This window comes from Rhodoferax sp. OV413 (genome assembly GCF_900104385.1).
Lineage (GTDB): Bacteria > Pseudomonadota > Gammaproteobacteria > Burkholderiales > Burkholderiaceae_C > Rhodoferax_B.
This window is the reverse complement of the sequence record NZ_FNJA01000001.1, coordinates 290459-313828: the sequence shown is the minus strand read 5'-3', so window position 1 is coordinate 313828 and position 23370 is coordinate 290459. Positions and strand designations below refer to the sequence as shown.

The following is a 23370-nucleotide window of genomic DNA, read 5'->3' as shown; positions in this document are numbered from 1 at the left end:
GCTTACCTATGTTGTCATCCCCCATTTCTGTTCCGGCGCCAGAGCCGGTCTGCTTTGACGGTACGCGTTTGTGCATTGAGGACATCTGTGCCTTAGCCCGGCGTGAGCGGCCACCCGTGCTGTCAGCGGCCCCGGCTTTTCGCGCGCGGATTGCCAAAGGCGCTGATTTTCTGGATCGGCTGTTGCGCGAAGACGGCGTGGTGTATGGCGTAACCACTGGCTATGGCGACTCTTGTACGGTGCACATACCGCTGGATCTGGTGGCGGAGCTGCCGCACCATCTGTATACCTACCACGGTATCGGTGCCGGTCGGATGCTGGCTCCAGAAGAGGTGCGGGCGGTGCTGGCTGCGCGGCTGGCGTCTTTGTCGCAAGGCTATTCGGCAGTCAGCGTGGATTTGCTGGTGCAGCTGGAGGCGTTGCTGGTCCACGATGTGCTGCCCATGATCCCGGCCGAAGGATCGGTGGGTGCCAGTGGCGATCTCACGCCTTTGTCCTATGTGGCCGCGGTGCTGTGCGGTGAGCGCGAGGTCTGGTTCAATGGCGCGCGCCGGCCGGCCGCAGAGGCTTTGCAGGCGGTGGGCCGCACCCCTTTGCGCCTGCGCCCCAAGGAGGGCCTGGCCATCATGAACGGCACGGCCGTGATGACCGGGCTGGCCTGCCTGGCGTTTGAGCGTGCCAGCTATGTGTCGCGTTTGGCCACGCGCTTGACGGCTTGCAATGTAGTGGCCAGTGCCGGCAATGCCCACCATTTCGATGAAACCCTGTTTGCGCTCAAGCCCCACCCCGGACAGCAGGCGGTGGCTGCACGCCTGCGCGCCGACTTGGCCAGCGACCGGCCGGCTCGCAACGACCAGCGTTTGCAAGACCGCTATTCCCTGCGCTGTGCGCCGCACGTGATCGGTGTGCTCGAAGATGCCCTGCCTTTTATGCGCACGCTGATCGAGAACGAGCTCAACAGCGCCAACGACAACCCACTGATCGACCCCGATGGCGAACGTGTGCTGCACGGTGGTCACTTCTATGGCGGCCACATCGCATTTGCGATGGACAGCCTGAAGACCGCGGTGGCCAATGTGGCGGACCTGCTGGACCGGCAACTGGCCCTGCTGGTCGATACCCGTTTCAACCACGGTTTGCCGTCTAACCTGTCGGGAGCGACCGGCCCGCGTGCGGCCATTAACCACGGGCTCAAGGCCTTGCAGATCAGCGTCTCGGCCTGGACCGCCGAGGCCTTGAAGCAGACCATGCCGGCTTCGGTGTTCTCTCGTTCTACCGAATGCCACAACCAGGACAAGGTCAGCATGGGCACGATTGCCGCCCGCGACTGTCTGCGGGTGCTGGAGCTGACCGAACAGGTCTGCGCTGGCCTGCTGATTGCAGCCCGCCAGGGCCTGGCGCTGCGCGGGCGCATGGACCCGCTGCAGAGCCTGAGCCCGGGTTTGGCGGCGTTCGCGGCCGATCTGGAAAGCCGCGTCGCGTTTGTGGACGAAGACCGTGCGCTGGACCAAGACCTGCAGGCCTTGTTGCAAGCCTTGCGCGCCCAGGTGTGGGAGATCTGAAATGGCGGAATGGGTACACGAGATTGAATTGGTGCCGGCATTCCATGACATGGACGTCATGGAAATTGTCTGGCACGGCCACTACGTCAAGTACATGGAAATTGCCCGCTGTGCCTTGCTGGCACGCATGGACTACGACTACCCGCAGATGCGGGCCTCTGGGTACGCCTGGCCTATCGTCGATATGCGTCTGAAGTACGTGCGCCCGGCCTCCTTTGGCCAGCGGATTGCCGTGCGTTGTGAAATTGTGGAGTGGGAGAGCCGCTTGAAGATCAATTACCTGATCCGCGATGTGCAGACCGGCAGCAAGCTCACCTCGGCTTACACCATCCAGGTGGCGGTGGATATGGCCAGCCAGCAAATGCAGTACGTGTGTCCTCCGGTGCTCTGGGAGCGGCTGGGGGTGCCACCATGCTGAGGCGGCAGCTATTGGCATTAGCCGGGTTGGGAGCCTTGCCCTGGATACCTGCAGCGGTTGCGGCCGACATAGCGGCCCAGGTGCGTCAGCGTTTGCAGGACACCGAGCTGCTCCGCGGCGAGTTCGAGCAGTCCAAGACTCTCAAGGGGTTCAAGAAACCCCTGGTCTCGCGCGGCCAGTTTTTGGTGGCGCGTGGCAAAGGCGTGCAGTGGTTGACCCGCGAGCCTTTTGCCTCGACCTTGGTGGTAACCCAGGAGCGCCTGGTGGCGCGCCAGGCCGATGGCCAGATCAGCGCACAGCTCAATACCCGGGACGAGCCGGGCTTGCGCGTGGTCAACAGCGTGATGTTTGCGTTGTTGCGCGGCGATGTGGCGGCGCTGTCGGCGCGCTTCAGCGTGGACGGGGAGCTATTGGGCAAAGACGCCTGGCGGTTGCGGCTGGTGCCGCGGGAGGCAGCGCTTTTGCAGGTGTTTACCCAGGTGGATATCGAAGGCGACCAGTTTGTCCGCAGTATCAAAATGGCCGAAGCCCAGGGTGACAGCACGCTGATTCGATTCACCGCCATGGTGCCTGGTGTGGCGCTGAGCCGTGACGAGGAAGTGCGGTTTGAATAAGGCGCTCAACGCCAGGATGCCGCGCTTATGGCATGCACTGGCACTGGTCTGGCTGTTGGTGGTGGTGCTGGTGGCGGCACACCAATGGCATTTCTGGCGTGCTGCCAATCTGGATAGCGACGTGCTGACGCTGTTGCCGCAGGACGAGCATGCGCCGGAGGTGTCGGCTGCGACGCGGCGCTTGGCGGAACAGACCTCGCGCCAGGTCGTGGTGGTGCTGGGCGGGAAAAACTGGGACCAGGTGCGCCAGGCGGCCGAGGCACACCGTGCTGCAGTTGCCGCCCGGCCGGGTGGACTCAAGCCTTTGCCCGGTATGGACGCAGCAGGTTTAGCGCAGGTGCTGGATTTCTACCGCCCCTACCGTGACCGCCTACTGACGCCAGCCCAGCGCGCGCAATTGGCGGACAGCCCTCCGGCCACGCTGGTCCAGTCTGCCTTGGCCGGGCTCTACCAGCCCGGGGTCGGCTTGAAGCTATCCGACTGGGTGACGGACCCCTTGGCTTTGTGGCCGCAGTGGTGGGCCCAACGCGCCGGGGAGAGCCGGGCGCGCTTGCGCGACGGCTGGCCATGGGTGGCGGCAAACGGCATGGATTGGGTGGTGCTGGTCTATGAGTTGTCTGGTCCGGCATTTGCCATGGATGGCAGTACACCGATAACCGACACCTTGGCGCAGGCGGCGGCTGCAGTCCAGACGCCGGACCTGCGCATTGTGTCGATAGGCATTGCCCTGCATGCGGAAGCCGCTGCGGCCCAGGCTAACCGGGAGGTGAATACGATTGGCTGGGGGTCTTTGGCAGCGGTGCTGCTACTGGTCTGGCTGGCGTTTCGCTCCCTGCGGCCGATTGCCTTGGTGTCCCTGTCCTTGCTGGTGGGATGTGCGACAGCACTGTCGGTGACCGCACTGCTGTTTGGCAAAGTGCATCTCTTGACACTGGTGTTTGGCGCCAGCCTGGTCGGGGTTGCCGAAGACTTCGGCATCCATTATTTTGCGACCCGCCAATCGCGCCAGGGCCAAGCACGTTGGGCGGTGATGGGCAACCTGCTGCCGGGGCTGGCGCTGGCGCTGACTACCAGTGTGCTGGCCTATCTGGTGCTGGGCTTGGCGCCATTTCCGGGCTTGCGCCAGATGGCCGTTTTTTCCTCGGTCGGTCTGGTGGCTGCATTTCTGACGGTGGTGTGCTGGTTCCCCTGGCTGGACCGGGGGCAGGTGCCCATGAGCGGCTTTGCCCAGCGTATCTCCTACAGTCTCGACCATGTGCCGGTGCTGCGCATGCGGCCAGCGCTGTGGGCTAGCGCACTGGTGATGGCGGCGTTGATGGTGTTCGGTATCAACCGTTTGCAGACCAACGACGATGTACGCCAGCTGCAAGGTTCACCCAAGGCTTTGATTGACGCCCAGCGAGAGGTGGGCGCGTTGCTGGCGCTGCCGAGTCCGGCGCAGTTTTACCTGGTGCGGGGACAGGATGCCGAGCAGGTACTGGTGCGGGAGGAAGCACTGAAGCAAGCCTTGGAGCCATTGGCCGCGCAAGGCCTGGTCGGCGGCTGGCGTGCGGTATCGGATTGGCTGCCGTCGCAAGCCCGGCAGCAAGCGGATGCGGCGTTGACTGCGCGGGCCGAACATGAAGTTCTAGCCACCGTGGCCCAGCAATTGGGCGAGACTTTTACGCGTCCTGCCTTTGCCCCGCAGGCTCTGGATCTTGCATCCTGGCTGGCGCACCCGGTTTCCGCCGTGGCGCGGCCGTTGTGGCTGGGCGAGGTGAACGGGCAGATGAGCAGCGTGGTGATGTTGCAGGGCGTGGCAGGGGCTGCCTCTTTGCCGCACCTGGCACAGCTGGCCGAAGGCCTGGACGGGGTGCGCTGGGTTGATACCACGGCCAATGTGTCCTCGCTGCTGGGGCGCTACCGCGTGTCCATGCTCGGTCTGTTGGCTGGCGGTTATGTGGTGGTGTTCCTGGCTTTGTTCTGGCGCTACCGCGGCGATGCCTGGCGGGCCTGGGTGCCTACTGTGTTGGCCAGTGGCTTGAGTCTGGCGATTCAAGGTTTTTGCGGCATCCCATTTCAGCTGTTCAATGTGCTGGCGCTGGTTTTGTTGCTGGGCATGGGGGTGGACTACGGCATATTTCTGCTGGAACACCGGGGTGACCGCTCTGCGTGGTTGGCTATCGCCTTGGGTGCTGCCAGCACGCTGTTGTCGTTTGGTTTGTTGGCCCTGTCTTCTACGCCAGCGCTGCAGGCTTTTGGTTTCACAATGGCCTGCGGTGTGAGCTTGGTGTGGGCCTTGTCTCCCTTTTTTCGTCCTCCTGAGAGGCTGCCGCAATGATGCTATTGCTACGTTTCTGTACGCTGTTTTTGCTGCTGCTGTTGGGCGCCTGCGCTGGGCGCATGGGCGCTTCTCCAGAGCATGAATTGCTGCTGCGTTTGGCGCCTGCCAGTCTGGGCCGCTCCATGTGGCTGCAACAGCACCTGGTGGTGATGGCCGCGGGCCGTAGCCAGGCGGTAGATGTGGCGCTGGAGGTCGATCCGCAGGAGTTGCGCCTGGCAGTGCTGGGCATGAACCAAACCGTGGTGCGGATGAGCTGGGATGGCCAGACGTTGCAGCAAACCCGCGCCAGCTGGCTGCCGGATGTTGTGCGTGGCGAACGCATTTTGAGTGACCTGCAACTCGTCTGGTGGCCGGCCGAGGTAGTGCGTGCTGCGCTGCCCGAGGGCTGGACCTTGGATAGTAGCGTCGCCCAGCGGCGCTTGCTGTGGAAGGGCGAAGAAGTAATGCAAGTGCAGTACCGCGATGGCCAGCATGTGGATGTTTTCAACCACCGCGCGGGTTACCAGTTGCAGATTGAATCGGTGGAGCAAACGCCATGAACGTATACCTCCAGTCGCTTGGGGTGGTCTGCTCTTTGGGCTCTGACTTGCCCGGTATCCGGGCCAAGCTGTGGGCGCATGAGATACCCGATAGTGTGGCGCCCAGCGACCAGTACACGCCTGGGCGCTTATTGCACCTGGGCCGGGTTCAGACAGAGTCGCCCGACTGGGGCCAGGTGCCCTTAGCGCAGCGTAGCCGCCATAACGCCCTGCTGGCCCAAGCCCTGCATCAGATGCGCAGCTCGGTGCAGGCAGCAGTGTTACGCCATGGCCCGTCCCGGGTCGCCGTGATTTTGGGCGGCAGCGCACCGGGTTTGGAAGAGGGAGAGCAGGCTGTGCGCTCTCACCGTGCACATGGGGTTTGGCCGGTAGGGTACGACTATGCCCAGCAGACTCTGGGATCAGGCGCCGCGTTTGTAGCCCGGGAAATAGGCGCAACGGGGCCGGTTTACACCATCTCTACCGCCTGCTCGTCGGGTGCCAAGGCACTGGCCAGTGGCGCCCGTTTGTTACGCGCGGGCTTGGTCGACGCAGTGGTGGCAGGCGGTGCCGATGCGCTGAGCACTTTTACGATTGCCGGCTTTTCATCGCTGGAGTCCGTATCGGCCGAACGCTGCAATCCGATGTCGCTGCATCGCAATGGCATCAACCTGGGGGAGGGTGCAGCCTTGTTTTTGATGGGGCGTGACGCGGGGCCGATGCGCCTGGCGGGTTGGGGCGAGACATCGGATGCGCACCATATGTCTGCACCCGAGCCCAGCGGCCAAGGTGCGGCCGACGCCATGCGGCTGGCACTGGCACGGGCCGGTGTAGCGGCTGATATGGTGGACTATTTGAACTTGCATGGCACGGCCACAGTGCAGAACGATGCCATGGAGAGCCGTGCGGTGGCCGATCTGCTGGGGTGCGAGGTACCTGTAAGCTCTACCAAGCCCATGACGGGCCACGCATTGGCGGCTGCTGGCTCCATCGAAGCGGCATTGGCCTGGGCAACGCTGGTGGACAATCCTTTAGGTTACTTGCCACCGCATTGGTTTGATGGTGTACGCGATCCGCAGCTACCACCGCTCCACCTGGTGCATGCGGGTGAGTCGTTGGGACGATCGCCACGGTATGTCATGAGCAACTCGTTTGCGTTTGGCGGCAGCAATGCCGCGCTTTTATTCGCGCAGGGCTGATATGTCGGCAGTGGCATCTTCTATTGAAACCTATATCCCGCACCGCGGTGCTATGCGTTTGATCGATCGCCTGGTCTCCGTTGGCCCGGACTCTGTGTCGGTAGAGGCTGATGTACGGGCCGACCGGTTGTTTGTCCAAGGTGCGCAATTGCCCGCATGGGTAGGGGTGGAGCTAATGGCGCAGGCGATTGCCGCCTGGGCCGGTGTCCGGTCTATGGAGCGTGGCGAGCCGGTCAATATCGGTTTTTTGCTGGGAACCCGGCGCTATGTAGCCGACTGCGCGGGCTTTGCAGTGGGCAGCGTGCTGCGTATCGAGGCGCGTGCCGAGCTGGTTGCCGACAATGGTCTGGGCATGTTTGATTGCCGAATTTATGCAGATGAAAAAGAGCTGGCCCGCGCGCATGTTTCGGTGTTCGAGCCCAAGGACGGCATGGCCTACTTACAAGAATCAGAGGGAACCCCGTAATGAAATCTTCCACCATTTTGGTGACCGGCGCGAGCCGGGGCATAGGCAAAGCCATTGCCCTGCGCTTGGCGGCCGATGGCTTTGACATCGTGGTGCATTGCCGTGCCCAACTCAGCCAGGCGCAGGCGGTGGTGCAAGAGATAGTTGCGCTCGGGCGGCAAGCCCGGGTACTGGCTTTTGACGTGGCCGACCGGCAGGCCTGTGCCGCCGAACTGCAGGCGGATATGGACCAGCACGGTGCCTACTACGGCGTGGTCTGCAATGCGGGTTTGGCACGTGACAACGCTTTTCCAGCCATGACGGGCGAGGAATGGGACGCGGTAGTACACACCAACCTAGATGCCTTCTACAACGTACTCCATCCTGTGGTGATGCCCATGGTGCAGCGCCGCCAGCCGGGGCGTATCGTGACCCTGGCCTCGGTATCTGCGCTGATGGGCAACCGCGGCCAAACCAATTACAGCGCTGCCAAAGCCGGTGTGATTGCCGCTACCAAATCCCTGGCCGTTGAACTGGCTAAACGGGCCATCACGGTGAACTGCGTGGCCCCCGGTTTGATTGATACGGAAATGGTCGAACCCCATGTGCTGGAAGAGGCTTTGAAGATCATCCCGTTGCGGCGCATGGGCACGCCCCAGGAAGTGGCTGCCGTGGTGGCCTTCTTGATGACCCCGGATGCCGCCTACATCACCCGCCAGGTAATCTCGGTGAATGGAGGGATGGTCGGATGAAGCGGGTTGTTATTACCGGATTTGGCGCCTTGAGCCCTCTAGGCCACGACTGGCCGAGCGTTCGCCAGCACTTGCAAGACAAACGCAATGCCGTGGTCACCATGCACGACTGGGCTGTGTTCGAGGGCTTGCATACGCGCTTGGGCGCACCTGCCCAACCCTTCGAGCTACCTGCACACTACAACCGCAAATCGATGCGCAGCATGGGCCGTGTGGCGGTGCTGGCCACGCGGGCCAGCGAGCTTGCCTTAATCGATGCGGGCTTGCTGGGTGACCCCTTGGTCAAGAGTGGCCGCATGGGCGTGTCCTATGGTTCGTCGGCGGGTACACCGTCGGCGATTGGTGACTTTGGCCGCATGATGTCGGAGAAAAGCACCGAGGGCATCAACGCCACCACCTATATCAAGATGATGTCGCATACTGCGGCTGTCAACATCGGCGTTTTCTTTGGCATGACGGGGCGCATCATCACTACCTCCAGCGCTTGTACCTCGGGTAGCCAGGGGATTGGTTCGGCGTTTGAGGCAATCCAGTCGGGCAAGCAAATTGCCATGCTCGCCGGTGGCGCCGAAGAGCTGGATGCGACCGAAGCCGCGGTGTTCGATACCTTGTTTGCCACCAGCGTGCGCAATGACGAGCCTGGGTCAACGCCCCGGCCTTTCGATGCGGAGCGTGATGGCCTGGTACTCGGCGAAGGCGCGGGAACCTTGGTGCTGGAAGAGCTGGAGCATGCCTTGGCCCGTGGCGCACGCATCCATGCAGAAGTGCTGGGCTATGGCACGAACAGCGATGGCGCCCATGTCACCCAGCCCAAGTCTGAAACCATGGCCGAGGCGATCCGGCTAGCGCTGGAAAGTGCCAGCCTGGCGCCCGAGGCGATTGGCTACGTGAATGCCCACGGCACGGCAACCGACCACGGCGACGTGGCCGAGTCGATTGCCACCCACGCCATTTTTGGCGAGCGTGTGCCGCTGAGCTCGTTGAAGAGCTACATGGGCCACACCCTCGGGGCCTGCGGCGCGCTGGAAGCCTGGATGACCATCGAGATGATGCGTGAGGGCTGGTTTGCCCCGACTGTCAATCTGCGCCAGGTAGACCCGCGCTGCGCACCGCTGCAGTACGTGATGGGCGATGGTCTCAGCTTGCAGACCGACCATGTGATGAGCAACAACTTTGCGTTTGGAGGCATCAACACCTCCTTGATTTTTGGCCGCTGGCGCGGTGTTTGACACAGCGCTGTTTCTGGATACCTTGCTCTAACCACCTTATGAAAAATACCATTGCCCTGTCTGTTGCTGTGTTCGCTTTGAGCGCGGCGTTTACCGTACCTGCATTCGCACGCGATGTTGAGTACCAGATCCCGCTGGAAGACGTACTCAAAATGCCCGAGGCCCAGGCCAAGCTGGACGGTTCGGTGAAGTTTTACCTGTCAGGCCAGAACACCCCGGTCATTGAACAAACCTTGCGCGAAGACAGGTCGCATGGCTCGGCGAATGGTTCCGTCAAGGAGGAACTGGCGGGTTGCCATGCTGCAGCCCTGTCGTCATTGCTGGCCTTCCAGGCCAAGGCCAAGAAGCTCGGTGCCAATGCCGTGGTCGACATCCACAGTAATTTCAAAAACGAACCCACCAAAAGTCCGACGACGGTCGAATGCCATGCGGGCACTTTCCGTATCCATGTGGTGCTGAAAGCAAGCTACGCCAAAGTGGCAGCCCAGTGATCCAGCAGATCCGTGTGTGTGTTGCCCCGGTAGCGCAATGCGCCGCCGAGGCCGAGCAAACGGATCTGCAATGGTTGTCTGCCCACGAAGCGCATAGGGTGGCGCATATCAGTGCCCCGTTGCGGCGTAGCCAGTTTTTGGCAGGGCATTGGTTGGCTCGGCAGGCCTTGTCGGCCTTTGCCGGCGCAGCTGCACCGCAGCTCTGGGCGCTGGCCGCCAATGCTGCTGGCGCACCTACCGTACTGGGCCACCCGCATCTTCATCTGTCGCTGAGCCATAGTGCCGACTGGGTGGTGTGTGCGGTATCGGATGCACCTATTGGGGTAGACATCGAAGCCCCGGCACGTGCGCGCGATTGGGCACGCTTGGCGCCCACCGTGTTTTCTACGGCTGAACTGAAAAGCGCCGAAGGCCTGGACGCCGCCGATGCGTTGCAGTATTTCTACCGCGTCTGGACTCTGAAGGAAGCCTGGTTCAAGTCCCGAGGCGAAGGGCTGGCTTTGGAGCGGCTGGCCGCTTTGCACACGCAGGCGATGCCCATAGGGCAGGGCAATGCCCGGGTTTGGCAAGCCGAGGGCGTCACTTTGGCCTTGATTGCATCTGCAGATGCCCAGGTCGTTGGTGAAGGATGGATGGCAACCGCGCCCTCCTGGTGGCAGGTGGGCGCGGTTTAGGGGCTGAAAATTCAGCTCTTGGGTGCCCGCTGCAGCTTGATGTGCGCTGCCAGCCCGCCGGATGCGGTATTGGTCAGCTCGAATTCACCACCCATGCGCTGGATGGCTTTGTCCACGATGGACAGGCCCAGGCCGGCGCCGGTGGCGGCGGTTCGGGCGGCGTCGCCTCGGAAGAAGGGCTTGGACAGGCTGGCCAGTTGCTCGGGGTCTACGCCGCGGCCGTGGTCGCGTACCTTCAGCAGCACCCAGTCTTCACGGCCCTTGGCGGCGATGTCCACCACGGCAATGCCGGTGTCGGGAGACTTGCCGTAACGGCGCGCGTTTTCCAGCAGGTTGGAGATCACGCGGCCCAGCTCGACCTCGTCGGCCAGCACCTTCAGAGGTTCATCCACTGTCAGGTTGATGCGCATGTCTTCGTAATCGAGCACAGCGTAGAGGCTGGATTCCAGCACATCGTTGAGTGACACCGTGTTGAGCTTGGCATGGCCGGGGCGCGCATAGTCCAGAAACTTGTCGATGATGGCGTCCAGCTGGCCGATGTCGGCCACCATGTGCTCGCGGGCATCGTTGTCGGCCACGCTCATCTCGGTTTCCAGCCGCAGCCGGGCCAGCGGCGTGCGCAGGTCGTGCGAGATGCCGGCCAGCATGATGACGCGGTCTTGTTCGATCTTGGCCAGCTTTTGCGCCATGCGGTTGAAGCCGATGTTGACTTCGCGCACCTCGCCGGTCACGCCGCGTTCGTCCAGGTGGCTAGCATCGAAGTCGCCCTCGCGCACGCGGCTGGTGGCAAACGACAGCTGTTTCAGCGGGCGGTTGATCAGCCGCGCAATCAACGCTGCGCCGGCCAGCGACAGGGCGCCTATGGTGCACAGCCAGATCAGCCAGGTCTTGTTGCTGGCCGGGTTGAAGCGCTCGTGGTCCAGCTGCAGCCAATTGGCGTCGCCATTGATTTCAAAGCCGACCCACAGCCCATCGACGCCGTTGACGCTGCGCGCCACCACGGTGCTGGGGCCCAGAATTTTGGTCAGCTCTTCGGCGATGCTCTGGCTCAGGCTGTCCCGGTCAAATGGCAGGTGCTGGTCGGAGGGCTCGCGTGGCAGGATGCGCATGCGTTCCTGCTCGGCCATCGCCTTGATCAGAGAGACCCGGGCAATCGGGTCAGCATGTACCAAAGCCGCGCGGCTCAGATTCACCTGCGAGGCAATTTGCTGGGCGGTCTGGATGGCGCGCGGCGTGAAGTCCAGCGCCCGCAAGGTCATCAGCCAGGCCAACATGCTGCCCATCAGCAGGGCTGCCAGCAGGAAGAAGGTACGCCAGAACAGACTCACCACCACCATCTGGCGTGACAGATGCGTCTTGTTGGGCAGCATCTCCAGCGGCGCTGGACTGGTGGCGTCAGACGGGTCGGACAGCTCGCCCCGGCGGAAGTGGGTGGTCTGTGACTTGCTCAAAACGGATCAACCCGCTCCGTCTGGAACGAATACATAGCCCACGCCCCATACGGTTTGGATGTAGCGCGGCGCGGCGGCGTCTACCTCGACCAGCTTGCGCAGGCGGGAGACTTGTACGTCCAGGCTGCGGTCGAACGGCTCAAACTCGCGGCCGCGGGCCAGCAGGGCCAGCTTTTCGCGCGACAGCGGCTGGCGCGGGTGGCGTACCAGGGCTTTCAGCATGGCGAATTCGCCGGTGGTCAGCGGCAGCTCTTCGCCATTGCGGTTCAGCGTGCGCGATCCGAGGTCGAAGGCAAACGGGCCAAAGGTGATGATTTCGTTGTCGATGGACGGCGCACCTGGCGCCTCTTTGGCCGGGCGGCGGCGCAGCACGGCGTGGATGCGGGCCAGCAGTTCGCGCGGGTTGAAGGGCTTGCCCAGGTAATCGTCGGCGCCGACTTCCAGGCCGACGATGCGGTCGATGTCTTCGCCCTTGGCAGTGAGCATGATGATGGGCGTGCGGTCGTTGTTGGCGCGCAGGCGGCGGCAGATGCTCAGGCCGTCTTCGCCGGGCATCATCAGGTCAAGCACGATCAGGTCGGCGGTGTCGCGCAGCATGATGCGGCTCAGGGCTTTGCCGTCTTCGGCCAGCATCACTTCAAAGCCTTCTTGCATGAGGTAGCGGCGCAGCAAGTCGCGGATCCGGGAGTCATCATCGACCACCAGGATTTTGTCGGGACGGTTGGCAGTCTGGTTCATAGTCTGTAGGCCGGTAATATGTAACAAGGAGGGATTCTGCAGTGTGTAACAGCCCAAAGCCGCGGCGAAGGAGGTGTTATGACAGAATGTTACAACTTTTGCATACTGTCTTGTGTGCTTTTTGAGGGGCTGCCGCGCTGAAAATACCAAGCTTCGGCGAACCATGGAACCCCTGTGGCAAGCTGCCGCTCTACCTCCCTGGAACAGCCCTGTTCCGCACCAACACCAGAAAGTTTTGCATGCCTATTTTTTCCCGATTTGCTACCAAAGTAATAGCTTCCAGCGCACTGTTGGTCTGCGCCAGCAGTGGTTTTGCCCAAGAGTCTTTGGCCACGCAGCCGCTGCGCAATGTGGTGCAGCTGGCCGCCAGCGGTGCGGTCGAGGTGCAGCAGGATTTGCTGACCGTGGTGCTCGCCACCAGCCGCGACGGCAACGATGCCGGCGTGGTGCAAACCCAGCTCAAGCTGGCCCTGGATGCCGCATTGACCGAAGCCCGCAAGGCCGCGCAAACTGGACAGCTTGACGTGCGTACCGGCAATTTCAGCCTCTACCCGCGCTACAACAAGGACGGCAAGATCCAGGGCTGGCAAGGCACGACCGAGCTGGTACTCGAAGGGCGCGACTTCGCCCGCATCGCCAGCACCGCCGGCAAGATTCCCAGCCTGACCCTGGGCAACGTCAGCTTCAGCCTGAGCCGCGCCCAGCGCGCCCAGGTCGAAGGCCAGGCCCAGGCCATCGCGATTGAACAGTTCAAGGCCAAGGCCAGCGACATCGCCAAGGGCTTCGGCTTTGCCGGCTACAGCCTGCGCGAAATCTCGGTGAACGCCAACGATGTCGGCGGCATGCCCCGGCCACGCGCCATGGCCATGGAAGCCAAAATGGCCTCGGCCGACATGGCGGTGCCGGTGGAAGCCGGGCGCAGCACGGTGCAGGTGACGGTATCCGGCGCGGTGCAGCTGACCAGCCCATGATCCATTTCCGCCCGCTGCCCATCGATCCGGCCGAAGTCGAGATCACCGCGATACGGGCCCAGGGCGCGGGCGGGCAGAACGTCAACAAGGTCTCCAGCGCGGTCCATCTGCGCTTCGACATCCCGGCATCGTCCTTGCCGGAGGATGTGAAGGAGCGGCTGCTGGCCTTGCGCGACAGCCGCATCACCCAGCAAGGCGTGCTGGTCATCAAAGCCCAGCAAACCCGCAGCCAGGACCAGAACCGGGCCGACGCGCTGGAGCGGCTGCAAGCCCTGGTCAACAGCGTGGCCCTGCCGCCGCGGGTGCGGCGCGCCACCCAGCCTACCTACGGCTCCAAGCAGCGCCGGCTGGAAGGCAAAACCCAGCGATCCAGCACCAAGGCCTTGCGCGCCAAGGTCTTCGACTAAAGCCAGTCTCCCCGCTGCGCAGGTAGCAAGCACTTTTTGGGCTATTTGTCCAAGAATATTTGTATGCAATATTTATTGAAAAATATTGCCTGTATTCAAAAAATAGTAAAAAATTTAGCCGTTCCGCGTGCTCTTGCGGCGATCTCCAGTGGGTTTGGGCGGCAAGCGTGGGCAGCTAGGAGACATTGATGGACCGAATCTCTGCCATGCGGGTCTTTGGCGAAGTGGTGGCGGCCGGCAGCTTTACCGCGGCCGCTGGCACGCTGGGCATGTCCCGGGCCATGGTGACACGGCATATTGCCGAGCTGGAACACTGGTTGGGCGAACCCTTGCTGCAGCGCACCACCCGCCGTTTGTCGCTGACCGAAGCCGGCCAGGCCTGCGTGGCACGCAGTCATCTGCTGCTGGAGCTGGTGCACGATGTCGAGCAAGTGGTCGGCCAGCGGGATACCGAGCCCTATGGCCAGATCCGCGTGGCCTGCAGCAGCGGGTTCGGGCAGTCGCATCTGGCGGCGGCCGTGGCCGACTACCTGGCGCGCTATCCGCGGGTCCGGGTTGATCTGCTGTTGGGCGATGGGCTGGTGCAGCTGGCCGAAGACCGGGTCGACGTCGCCGTGCGGATCGCCAACGCGCTGGACGCCAGCCTGCTGGCCCGAAAGCTGTCGGTATGCCGGTCGGTGCTGTGCGCGGCGCCGGCCTACTTGCAGCGCAAAGGTGTGCCGCAGGTGCTGGAAGACCTGGTGCAGCACAACTGCCTGACGGCGTCACGCCTGGACACCAGCCAATGGACCTTCTACCGCAACGGTGTGGAGGCTTCGGTGCAGGTCGGCGGCAACCTCAGCGCCAACGACACCACGGCCCTGGTGCAGGCGGTGCGCGCGGGCGCCGGGCTGTCGCTGCAGCCTACCTATGCGGTGGCGCCGCTGTTGCAGTCTGGCGAGCTGGAGATTGTGCTGCCCGAATGGCAGCCTGCGCGCCTGGGCATCTACGCCGTCTACCTGCCGCGCCGCCACCAGCCGGCCAGCATCCGCAGCTTGCTGGATTTTCTGGCCGAACGCTTTGGGGCTGAGCCGGTGTGGGATAGGCTGCGTGCTATTGAAAAAATAGCTGTTGGCGCTGGTGAAATATGCGCTAGAGCCTGATTTTCTATAAATTTTCGGCGCTTCCGGGGCGAAAGAATCCGTCCATCAGCGGCATCAGCGACGGGAACTCCTGGGCAAACCGGGCCCGTTGCACCCAGTAGGCCTCGCAGGCCACGGCGAAGAACTCGTCCATCGACTCTGCCGCATACGGGTCCAGCCAGGTCGGCGGGCCGCTGAAGCGCTCGGCGATGATGACCTGCTCGCGGAAGCCTTCATACGCGGGCTGCAGCAGCCCATACCAGGCGGCCACCGCGGCCCGTGCCGACCGACTGCCCAGAAAACCCGGCGGCAGGGGCGGGCAGTAGCCCAGCTCTTCATCGTCCGCCAGGCCACCCTGCATGGCGATCTTGTGGGCGAACTCGTGGATCACCAGGTTGGTACCCTGCGCAGCGCTGGCGTCGGCCTGGGCCACGTCGACCCAGCTCAGCACCACCGGCCCGCCGTCCATGGCTTCGCCCAGCAAGGCTTCGCGGTAGCGGTGCACCACGCCCGCGTCGTCCACGCTTTCACGCCCGGCCAGCACCTCACCGGGGTAGACGTTGATGCCAACAAAGTCGCCATACCAGCCGAGCCCGCCCGGCTGCCAGCGGGTCGCCTTGCGCGGCAGGTAGAGCAGCGGCAGGCAGGCCTGGGCGGCAATTGCCAGCGCCATGCCGTCGCTGATCTGCAGGCCGTGTGCACCGTGGAATTCTTTGTGCGCCAGGAACTGGCGGCTGAGTTCGCGCAGATACAGCTGGTCGTGCGCTGGCAGTTCGGCCAGGAACCGGTGCCGGGCCAGCAGCGGCTGCCACAGCGCATCGGGAATCGGCGGTTGCCGTTTCGCCCGCAGCCAATCCCACATGCGGTTCAGGCCAGCGGCAGACGCTGCACACCGGCCGCCGACAAGCGCAAGGCCTCGCCGCGCGGCGGTGTGGCGGCCAGGTCCCAGTCGCTGAGCACCCAGCGCTGCAGGCCGTCGCCCAGGTTGTGCAGGGCCGGCCGGTGGGTATGGCCGTGGATGAGCACCGGGGCTTGCGCGGCGTGCAGCCAGTCGCGGGCGGCGGGCGTGTCCACATCGGCATAGATGGCGCCGCTGCGCTTGCGCTGCTCGCTTTGGCTGCGGATGCCGCGCGCGATCTGCTGGCGTTCGGCCAGCGGTTTGGCCAGAAACTCGGTTTGCCACTGTGGGCTGCGCACCAGGGCGCGGAATTGCAGGTAATCGGTATCGTCCAGGCACAGCGCGTCGCCATGGCTGAGCAGCCAGCGCTGGCCGGCGAACTGCAATACCGTGGGGTCGTCGAGCAGCGTTACGCCGCAGTCCGCCAGGCCGGCGCGGCCAACCAGAAAGTCGCGGTTGCCGTGCATGAAGTACACAGGGCGCTGGCGGGCCGCTGCGCGCAGCACCTCCATGCAGGCGGCGTCGAAGCCGTCCGGGTCGGCTGCCACTGCGTCGTCGCCCACCCAGACTTCAAACAGGTCGCCAAGTATGCAGACCGCATCGGCCGGAGTCTCGGCCATGTAGCGCTGCCAGGCCGCAAAGGTGGCGGGTTCGCTGGCGACCAGATGCAGGTCCGAAATGCAATCGACCGTGCGCCAGTGGCTAGGAGCTATCAGCTCCGCCACCGGGGGCACGGTCGAGGTCACGAAGAAACCGACTTAGATGGCGACGGCTTTTTCGATGATCACGTCCTCAACAGGCACGTCACCATGGCCGCCCTTGTTGCCGGTCTTCACGGCCTTGATGGCGTCGACCACTTCAGCGCCCGAGACCACTTTGCCGAATACGGCATAGCCCCAGCCCGAAGCCGAGATGGCGGTGTGGTTCAGGAAGCCGTTGTTGGCCACGTTGATAAAGAACTGGGCGGTGGCCGAGTGCGGGTCATTGGTACGCGCCATGGCCACGGTGTAGTTGTCGTTCTTCAGGCCGTTGTTGGCTTCGTTGTCGATAGGCGCGTCCGTACCTTTTTGCTTCATGTCGGGTTCGAAACCACCGCCTTGCACCATGAAGCCGGGGATCACGCGGTGGAAGATGGTGTTGTCGTAGTGGCCCTTGGCCACGTAGGCCAGGAAGTTGGCGACCGACTTGGGTGCTTTTTCAGCGTCGAGTTCGAGGGTGATGACGCCGCGGTTGGCAATGTGGAGTTCGACTTTAGGGTTGCTCATGGCAAGGTTTCCTTAGTTAACAGAGGTAGCAGACTGGATGCTGATGGTGGTCAGCGGGACGTTTTGGAACGGGCCTTTGTTGCCGGTGGGGGCGACGCGGATCTTGTCGATCACCTCCATGCCCGACACCACTTTGCCGAACACGGTGTAGCCATAGCCGTCCGGCGAGGGCGCGTTCAGGCTGGCGTTGTTCTGCACATTGATGAAGAACTGGGCGGTGGCCGAATTCGGGTTGCCGGTGCGCGCCATGGCAATGGTGCCGCGGTCGTTCTTCAGGCCGTTGCTGGCTTCTAGCGGCACCGGTGGACGAGTAGGCTTTTGCTGCATGTCGGCGGTGAAGCCGCCGCCTTGCACCATGAAGCCGTCCATCACGCGGTGGAAGATGGTGCCGTCATAGAACTTGTCTTTGGTGTACTGCAGGAAGTTCTCCACCGTCTTGGGGGCTTTGTCGGGGTAGACCTCGACCACAAATTCGCCCATCGAGGTGCTGAACTTGACGCGGGGTGCATCGGCGGCAAAGGCGCTGCCCGCTGCCCACAGGGCGCAGCCCAGCAGCAAGGCGCGCTTGGAGATAGAAGTCATGGTCATGGATACTAGAAAGATAAAAAGGACGGGGAGGCCGCCAGTAGCGGCCGCAGTAATCCCGGATAGCCGGTTTACTTGGTTTTAGCTGGAGCCAAAACGCTTTTCAACAAGGTCACTTTTTGCGAAGCCTGCGGATTGCTGGCATTCAATTGCAGCGATTTGCTGTACGACTGGCTGGCCAGCTTGGCATACACGTCGCCCAGGTTCTCGTAGGCGGTGGCGTAGGCGGGGTTGATGCGCACCGCCATTTCCAGCGCGGTGCGGGCCTTGTCCAGGTCGTTCTGGCTGGCGTACAGCACGGCCAGGTTGTTGTACGGCTCGGGCAACTCGGGGAATTCCTGGGTCAGGGCGTTCAGGGTGGCGATGGCCTCGCCCGCCTGGCCGTTAGCCGATTGCACGGCCGACTTCAGAAAGCGCATTTGCGGGTCGCGGGGTTTGACGGCCAGGTACAGGTCGGCCTTGGCCTGGGCTTCGGCCAGCTTGCCGGTGCGCAGCAGCTGGCTGACATCGGCGTACTCATCGGCGTAGGCGGTAGCTGCGCAGGCGAACAGAGCGGCAGCGGCCAGCACGCGTAAACCTGCGGAAAAACGGGATGTCATGTGCGCCATAAAGCCTCTTAAACAGGATGCAAAGCCATGCCCAAACGAGGGGGCGATATACTGCGAAGGATTGTAGCCCAGGGGTCTGACGCCGCCTTCTCCACCCCTACGGCCTGAGCGGGAGACCCTGTTCGCCAACCCACTGACCACGTCCGCAGTACGCCTGAGCGTCCTGCCCAATTGCTATATTTCATGAGTTTGCGCATTTACAACACGCTGTCGCGTGCTCTGGAAGAGTTTTCTCCGATCGAACCTGGCCATGTGCGCATGTATGTGTGCGGCATGACGATTTACGACCTGTGCCACATCGGCCACGCCCGCATGATGATGGCGTTCGACGTGGTGCAGCGCTGGCTCAAGGTCAGTGGCCTGCGCGTCACCTATGTGCGCAACATCACCGATATCGACGACAAGATCATTGCCCGCGCGGTGCAGCGCGGCATCAGCATCCGTGCGCTGACCGATGAGATGACCCTGGCCATGCACCAGGACATCGGCGCCTTGGGTATTGAGTCGCCGACCATCGAGCCGCGCGCTACCGAATACGTGCCGCAGATGCTGAGCCTGATCGGCACCCTGGAGCAAAAAGGCCTGGCCTACCGCACACCGCAAGGCGATGTGAACTTTGCGGTGCGCAAGTTCCCTGGCTACGGCCAGCTGTCGGGCAAGTCGCTGGACGAACTGCACGCCGGTGAGCGTGTGGCGGTGCTGGATGGCAAAGACGACCCGCTGGACTTCGTGCTCTGGAAAGCCGCCAAACCCACCGAACCGGCCGACGCCAAATGGGACAGCGACTTCGGCCCGGGCCGGCCCGGCTGGCACATCGAGTGCTCTGCCATGTCTTGCCAGACCCTGGGCGAGAGCTTCGACATCCACGGCGGCGGCGCCGACCTGCAGTTCCCGCACCACGAGAACGAAATTGCCCAGAGCGAAGGCGCGTCCGGCAAGCGGCTGGCCAACTTCTGGGTGCACAACGGCTTTGTGCGGGTGGACAACGAGAAGATGTCCAAGAGCCTGGGCAACTTCTTCACCATCCGCGATGTGCTGCAAAAGTTCGATGCCGAAACCCTGCGCTTCTTCCTGGTCCGCACCCATTACCGCAGCCCGCTGAACTACAGCGATGCGCATCTGGATGACGCCCGCACTGCGCTCAAGCGCCTGTACACCGCCATTAGCCTGGTGACGCCGGTGGTACCCGCGGCCATCGACTGGAGCCAGCCGTTCGCGGCCCGCTTCCAGGCGGCAATGAACGAAGATTTTGGTACGCCCGAGGCGATTGCCGTGCTGTTCGACCTGGCATCAGAAGTCAACCGCAGCCAGTCGGCGGAGCTGGCCGGACTGTTGCAAGCTCTGGGCGGCACGCTTGGTTTGCTGCAAGGCAGCGCCAAGGCCTTCCTGCAAGCCGGTGCGGCGCTCGATGACGCGGCCATCCTGGCCCTGATCGCCCAGCGTGCCGAGGCCAAGGCCGCGCGCAACTTTGCCGAAGCCGACCGCATCCGCCAACACCTGCTGGCCAACGGCATCGCGCTCAAAGACGCCGCCGGTGGCACGACCTGGGAGGCAGCGTAGTGCCTTGTTGTTTGGGTAATTTATGCCTCCAGCGCAAGTGGAGTGTGCGGTGGTAGCTCTTAAAAAGATAGCGGTTGAGCCCACGGTGTTCACCCCCGATTACTGGGCCGAAGCGCGCAAGCATCTGGTAAAAAAAGACCGGGTGATGAAGCGGCTGATTCCGCAGTTTGGCGACGTGTGCCTGGAAACCCGGGGCGACGCCTTCACCACGCTGGCGCGCAGCATCGTCGGCCAGCAGATCTCGGTCAAGGCGGCGCAGACGGTGTGGGGCAAGTTCGTGCTGCTGCCCGAGCAGATGGCGCCGATGAATGTGCTCAAGCTCAAGGTCGACGACATGCGCGCCGCGGGCCTGAGCGCGCGCAAGGTTGAATACCTGGTCGATTTGGCCCTGCATTTCGACGCCGGCAAGCTGCATGTGCAGGCCTGGGAAGAGATGGACGACGAGGCCATCATTGCCGAGCTGGTGGCGATCCGCGGCATTGGCCGCTGGACGGCCGAGATGTTCCTGATCTTCCATATGATGCGGCCCAACGTGTTGCCGCTGGACGATGTAGGCCTGATCAACGGCATCAGCCAGAACTATTTTTCGGGTGACCCGGTCAGCCGCAGCGATGCGCGTGAAGTCGCTGCCGCCTGGGCACCGTATTGCAGCGTGGCAACTTGGTATATTTGGCGCTCTTTGGCCGCCGTACCCGCGGTCAACCCGCCGAAATAAGCCCCAATAAACCTATCCCATAGGAGAACGACTTTGGCGAAAAAAACCTTTCTTGACTTCGAACAGCCGATTTCGGACCTGGAAACCAAAATTGAAGAGCTGCGCTATGTGCAGACCGAGTCGGCTGTCGACATTTCCGAAGAAATCGACCAGCTGAGCAAAAAGAGCCTGCAGCTCACCAAGGACATCTACAGCGTGCTCACGCCGTGGCAGATCACCAAGATCGCCCGCCATGCCGAGCGTCCGTACACCTTGGACTATGTGAATGAAATCTTCACCGATTTCGTCGAACTGCATGGCGACCGCCACTTTGCCGATGACCTGAGCATCGTCGGCGGCCTGGCCCGCTTCAACGGCACGGCTTGCATGGTGCTGGGCCACCAAAAAGGCCGTGACACCAAGGAACGCGGCCTGCGCAACTTTGGCATGACCAAGCCTGAGGGCTACCGCAAGGCCTTGCGCCTGATGAAGACGGCCGAGAAGTTCAAGCTGCCGGTGTTCACCTTTGTCGACACCCCCGGCGCCTACCCGGGTATCGACGCCGAGGAGCGCGGCCAGTCCGAAGCCATCGGCCGCAACATCTACGAGATGGCGCAGCTGGAAGTGCCCATCATCACCACCATCATCGGCGAAGGCGGCTCCGGCGGCGCGCTGGCGATCTCGGTGGCCGACCAGCTGGTGATGCTGCAGTACGCCATCTACTCGGTGATCAGCCCCGAAGGCTGCGCCTCGATTCTGTGGAAGACGTCTGAGAAGGCGCCTGACGCGGCCGAAGCCCTGGGCATTACCGCGCACCGCCTCAAGGCCCTGGGCCTGATCGACAAGATCGTCAATGAGCCCGTGGGCGGCGCGCACCGCGACCACAAGCAGATGGCGGCGTTCCTGAAGCGCGCGCTGAACGATGCCTACCGCCAGATCAGCGACCTGAAGACCAAGGAACTACTGGACCGCCGCTACGAGCGCCTGCAGAGCTACGGCCGCTTTACCGATACCAAGGCCGAGAGCAAATAAGCCTCCGGTCTTTAGCGATACAAAACCCCGGCAAGCCTCGCGGCTGCCGGGGTTTTTGCCATCTACAGCTGGAAAGCCACCCAGCGCACCAGGCCCTCGACTAGCTCGCGTGCCAGCCCCGGCGGGCGCGGCTGGTAGGGCGTGGCCTGGGCTTGGTGGCCGCTGATCCAGTCGGCATAGCGCTGCACCACCGGCGGGTCGTAGAAGGCCACCATCAGCTCGTAGTTAAGGAACAGGCTGCGCTCGTCCAGATTGGCCGAGCCGACCAGGGCCAGGTCCTGGTCGATCAACACGGCTTTGGCATGCACCATCTGCGGCAGCAGCCAGACACGGGCGCCGGCGCTCACCAGCTCGCGCAGCGCAGCATGCCGGGCGATGTCGGCCAGCCGGTGGTTGGAGCGGGCGGGCAGCAGCAGGTCCACCGCCACGCCGCGGCGAGCGGCCAGCGCCAGCGCCATCAGCAGGGTCTGGTCGGGCACGAAGTAGGGCGTAACGGCCAGGATGCGCGTCTGCGCGGTGAAGCAGCCCGACACCAGCAGGGTGTAGACCGTGTCTTCCGCCTGGTCGGGGCCGCTGGGCACCAGGCGGGCTTGGGGGCCTTCGCTGGCCGGCACGTGGGGAACGTGGGCCAGCAGTGGCGTGCGCACGGTCTTGCCGGTGCTGGCGAAGCTCCAGTCGTTGTCAAAGCGCTGCTGGGCTTGTTGGGCCAGGGCGCCGCGCAGGTCAAAGCTCAGGTCGAACCAGACCGGTTTTTTCAGCACCGACAAAGTGTCGCCCTCAAAGTATTCGGCGGCCAGGTTGCGTCCGCCGCACCACAGCCAGTGGCCGTCGACCAGCACCATCTTGCGGTGGTTGCGCAAGTTGGTGCGGCCCCTCAGGGGCGAATGCAGCGGCGGCACGAACAGCAGCACCTGCACACCAGCGGCCCGCAGCTGGCGCAGGTTGGCGTGGCCGCCCAGGTAGATGCCTATGCCGTCCAGCAGCAGGCGCACCTGCAGGCCTTCGCGGGCCCGGCGCATCAGCAGCGCGGCTATCTCGTCGCCCAGCACATCGTGGCCGAGGATGAAGGTGCAGACGTCGATAGCCTGGCGGGCGCTGCCCAGCATCTCGCGCAGGGCGTGCAGTGCGTGGCTGCCGTCCTGGTGCAGCTGCAGCTGCTCAAAGCTGGCCGGAGGGCCGAGGCCGATGGCGCTGGCCAACTGTTCGTGGGCGCTGACGCTGGTATGTACCGCCGGGCCGGTCTTCAGCGCGCGGCGGACCACCTTGCGCCGGCCGAACACCAGGTACAGCGGTAGCGCGAAGTAGGGCAGCAAGACCAGTGAAATGATCCAGGCGATGGCGGCCGACGGGTGGCGACGCTGCCGCAAGGTGTGCGACGCCGCGGTGTAGATGACCAGGCCCAGCACCACCAGCGCGCTGTGCAGGGTGATCGAGTTGCGGGTAAAAAGTTCGTGCAGCACGCAGTGTGGAGCCCAGGTAAAGATGCCGAGTTGCTATCAGGGCCTAGTGTGTACCCGGTTGCCATGTCGAACAAATGGGCGTGCAATGCCCATACGTACTTTGCCCTTTGAAAGGACTTGCTATGAAAACCGAACTCATAGAACCCACTGCCTTGATTGTGGCGGCATTGGTGGCCAAGGATGTGGATCGCTTGTCCAGCGGCCACCGGATAGCCTGCCAGGAGCTGTTTGTGGCGACCTACCGCAAGCTGGAGGCGGCCGTGATCCAGATCGAGGAAGAAGACGCGGCGCAGCGTCAGCAACCCGAGCTGCGAAGAGCTTGAGATTTAAATAAAAATAGCCGCTGGCGCTTATC

The 23370-nt window shown here is 63.2% G+C and carries 26 protein-coding genes; 18 read left to right on the top strand and 8 right to left on the bottom strand.

Features of this window, described 5'->3' with window-relative positions; translation table 11 throughout:
• The first annotated feature begins 8 nt into the window (after nt 1-8).
• The 11 genes from hutH to BLT66_RS01450 are packed head-to-tail and all read left to right on the top strand — an operon-like array spanning nt 9 to nt 10225.
• Nucleotides 9-1562: an HAL/PAL/TAL family ammonia-lyase gene (hutH, locus tag BLT66_RS01500; RefSeq protein ID WP_092754897.1), complete on the top strand. Its 1554-nt coding sequence runs from the start codon at nt 9-11 to the stop codon at nt 1560-1562.
• Nucleotide 1563: 1 nt separating this feature from the next.
• On the top strand, nt 1564-1980 hold the full coding sequence (locus BLT66_RS01495; RefSeq protein ID WP_092754894.1) for an acyl-CoA thioesterase: 417 nt from the start codon (nt 1564-1566) through the stop codon (nt 1978-1980).
• Nucleotides 1981-2015: 35 nt separating this feature from the next.
• On the top strand, nt 2016-2594 hold the full coding sequence (locus tag BLT66_RS01490; protein WP_255406718.1) for an outer membrane lipoprotein carrier protein LolA: 579 nt from the start codon (nt 2016-2018) through the stop codon (nt 2592-2594).
• Nucleotides 2587-4914: an MMPL family transporter gene (locus BLT66_RS01485; RefSeq protein ID WP_092754888.1), complete on the top strand. Its 2328-nt coding sequence runs from the start codon at nt 2587-2589 to the stop codon at nt 4912-4914. Before BLT66_RS01490 ends, BLT66_RS01485 begins: the two co-directional genes overlap by 8 nt.
• The gene (locus tag BLT66_RS01480; protein WP_092754885.1) at nt 4911-5456 is read left to right on the top strand and encodes a DUF3261 domain-containing protein; all 546 of its coding nucleotides are present in this window, start codon (nt 4911-4913) and stop codon (nt 5454-5456) included. The genes BLT66_RS01485 and BLT66_RS01480 overlap by 4 nt, the downstream gene beginning before the upstream one ends.
• Complete coding sequence (locus BLT66_RS01475) at nt 5453-6634, top strand: beta-ketoacyl-ACP synthase (RefSeq protein ID WP_092754882.1); 1182 nt, start codon at nt 5453-5455, stop codon at nt 6632-6634. Before BLT66_RS01480 ends, BLT66_RS01475 begins: the two co-directional genes overlap by 4 nt.
• Nucleotides 6606-7100: a hotdog family protein gene (locus BLT66_RS01470; RefSeq protein WP_255406717.1), complete on the top strand. Its 495-nt coding sequence runs from the start codon at nt 6606-6608 to the stop codon at nt 7098-7100. Before BLT66_RS01475 ends, BLT66_RS01470 begins: the two co-directional genes overlap by 29 nt.
• A complete protein-coding gene (locus BLT66_RS01465; protein WP_092754876.1) occupies nt 7100-7831 on the top strand; it encodes a 3-ketoacyl-ACP reductase FabG2 in 732 nt (243 codons plus the stop codon). The genes BLT66_RS01470 and BLT66_RS01465 overlap by 1 nt, the downstream gene beginning before the upstream one ends.
• The gene (locus BLT66_RS01460) at nt 7828-9060 is read left to right on the top strand and encodes a beta-ketoacyl-ACP synthase (protein WP_092754873.1); all 1233 of its coding nucleotides are present in this window, start codon (nt 7828-7830) and stop codon (nt 9058-9060) included. The genes BLT66_RS01465 and BLT66_RS01460 overlap by 4 nt, the downstream gene beginning before the upstream one ends.
• Nucleotides 9061-9098: 38 nt before the next feature.
• The gene (locus BLT66_RS01455; RefSeq protein WP_092754870.1) at nt 9099-9551 is read left to right on the top strand and encodes a hypothetical protein; all 453 of its coding nucleotides are present in this window, start codon (nt 9099-9101) and stop codon (nt 9549-9551) included.
• 14 nt (nt 9552-9565) lie between these two features.
• Nucleotides 9566-10225, top strand: coding sequence for a 4'-phosphopantetheinyl transferase family protein (locus BLT66_RS01450; RefSeq protein WP_176954940.1), 660 nt, complete (start codon nt 9566-9568; stop codon nt 10223-10225).
• A gap of 11 nt (nt 10226-10236) precedes the next feature.
• Here the strand turns inward: BLT66_RS01450 and BLT66_RS01445 are convergent, their stop codons facing one another.
• Nucleotides 10237-11595, bottom strand: coding sequence for an ATP-binding protein (locus tag BLT66_RS01445; protein ID WP_092756964.1), 1359 nt, complete (start codon nt 11593-11595; stop codon nt 10237-10239).
• Nucleotides 11596-11682: 87 nt separating this feature from the next.
• Nucleotides 11683-12414 carry an osmolarity response regulator transcription factor OmpR gene (gene ompR / locus BLT66_RS01440; RefSeq protein WP_092754863.1) on the bottom strand — a complete coding sequence of 244 codons (732 nt, stop codon included), beginning with the start codon at nt 12412-12414 and terminating at the stop codon, nt 11683-11685.
• A gap of 239 nt (nt 12415-12653) precedes the next feature.
• Here ompR and BLT66_RS01435 point away from each other — a divergent pair, with 239 nt between their 5' ends.
• The 3 genes from BLT66_RS01435 to BLT66_RS01425 all read left to right on the top strand — a co-directional run bounded on the left by BLT66_RS01435 (nt 12654) and on the right by BLT66_RS01425 (nt 14934).
• On the top strand, nt 12654-13385 hold the full coding sequence (locus BLT66_RS01435; protein WP_092754860.1) for an SIMPL domain-containing protein: 732 nt from the start codon (nt 12654-12656) through the stop codon (nt 13383-13385).
• The gene (arfB, locus tag BLT66_RS01430; RefSeq protein WP_092754857.1) at nt 13382-13792 is read left to right on the top strand and encodes an alternative ribosome rescue aminoacyl-tRNA hydrolase ArfB; all 411 of its coding nucleotides are present in this window, start codon (nt 13382-13384) and stop codon (nt 13790-13792) included. Before BLT66_RS01435 ends, arfB begins: the two co-directional genes overlap by 4 nt.
• A gap of 188 nt (nt 13793-13980) precedes the next feature.
• Nucleotides 13981-14934 (top strand): LysR family transcriptional regulator, encoded by a 954-nt coding sequence (locus BLT66_RS01425; protein WP_092754854.1) that lies wholly within the window; start codon nt 13981-13983, stop codon nt 14932-14934.
• A 4-nt stretch (nt 14935-14938) separates the two neighbouring features.
• Here the strand turns inward: BLT66_RS01425 and BLT66_RS01420 are convergent, their stop codons facing one another.
• The 5 genes from BLT66_RS01420 to BLT66_RS01400 form a co-directional block, all read right to left on the bottom strand.
• Complete coding sequence (locus BLT66_RS01420; RefSeq protein WP_092754851.1) at nt 14939-15775, bottom strand: M90 family metallopeptidase; 837 nt, start codon at nt 15773-15775, stop codon at nt 14939-14941.
• Nucleotides 15776-15780: 5 nt separating this feature from the next.
• The gene (locus BLT66_RS01415; RefSeq protein WP_255406716.1) at nt 15781-16557 is read right to left on the bottom strand and encodes a UDP-2,3-diacylglucosamine diphosphatase; all 777 of its coding nucleotides are present in this window, start codon (nt 16555-16557) and stop codon (nt 15781-15783) included.
• Between the two features lie 12 nt (nt 16558-16569).
• On the bottom strand, nt 16570-17076 hold the full coding sequence (locus tag BLT66_RS01410; RefSeq protein ID WP_092754848.1) for a peptidylprolyl isomerase: 507 nt from the start codon (nt 17074-17076) through the stop codon (nt 16570-16572).
• A 12-nt stretch (nt 17077-17088) separates the two neighbouring features.
• Nucleotides 17089-17658, bottom strand: a complete 570-nt coding sequence (locus BLT66_RS01405) for a peptidylprolyl isomerase (protein ID WP_369821566.1) — start codon at nt 17656-17658, stop codon at nt 17089-17091.
• A gap of 74 nt (nt 17659-17732) precedes the next feature.
• On the bottom strand, nt 17733-18260 hold the full coding sequence (locus BLT66_RS01400) for a tetratricopeptide repeat protein (RefSeq protein WP_255406715.1): 528 nt from the start codon (nt 18258-18260) through the stop codon (nt 17733-17735).
• Nucleotides 18261-18452: 192 nt separating this feature from the next.
• Between BLT66_RS01400 and cysS the strand changes: the two genes are divergently transcribed.
• The 3 genes from cysS to BLT66_RS01385 are packed head-to-tail and all read left to right on the top strand — an operon-like array spanning nt 18453 to nt 21555.
• On the top strand, nt 18453-19829 hold the full coding sequence (gene cysS / locus BLT66_RS01395; protein WP_092754839.1) for a cysteine--tRNA ligase: 1377 nt from the start codon (nt 18453-18455) through the stop codon (nt 19827-19829).
• A 49-nt stretch (nt 19830-19878) separates the two neighbouring features.
• Entirely contained in the window at nt 19879-20544 is a 666-nt protein-coding gene (locus BLT66_RS01390; RefSeq protein ID WP_092754836.1) for a DNA-3-methyladenine glycosylase family protein, read from the top strand.
• 33 nt (nt 20545-20577) lie between these two features.
• The gene (locus BLT66_RS01385) at nt 20578-21555 is read left to right on the top strand and encodes an acetyl-CoA carboxylase carboxyltransferase subunit alpha (protein ID WP_092754833.1); all 978 of its coding nucleotides are present in this window, start codon (nt 20578-20580) and stop codon (nt 21553-21555) included.
• 62 nt (nt 21556-21617) lie between these two features.
• Here the strand turns inward: BLT66_RS01385 and BLT66_RS01380 are convergent, their stop codons facing one another.
• Nucleotides 21618-23015 carry a phospholipase D-like domain-containing protein gene (locus BLT66_RS01380; protein ID WP_255406714.1) on the bottom strand — a complete coding sequence of 466 codons (1398 nt, stop codon included), beginning with the start codon at nt 23013-23015 and terminating at the stop codon, nt 21618-21620.
• Between the two features lie 122 nt (nt 23016-23137).
• Between BLT66_RS01380 and BLT66_RS01375 the strand changes: the two genes are divergently transcribed.
• Nucleotides 23138-23338, top strand: coding sequence for a hypothetical protein (locus BLT66_RS01375; RefSeq protein WP_092754830.1), 201 nt, complete (start codon nt 23138-23140; stop codon nt 23336-23338).
• Nucleotides 23339-23370: the final 32 nt, after the last annotated feature.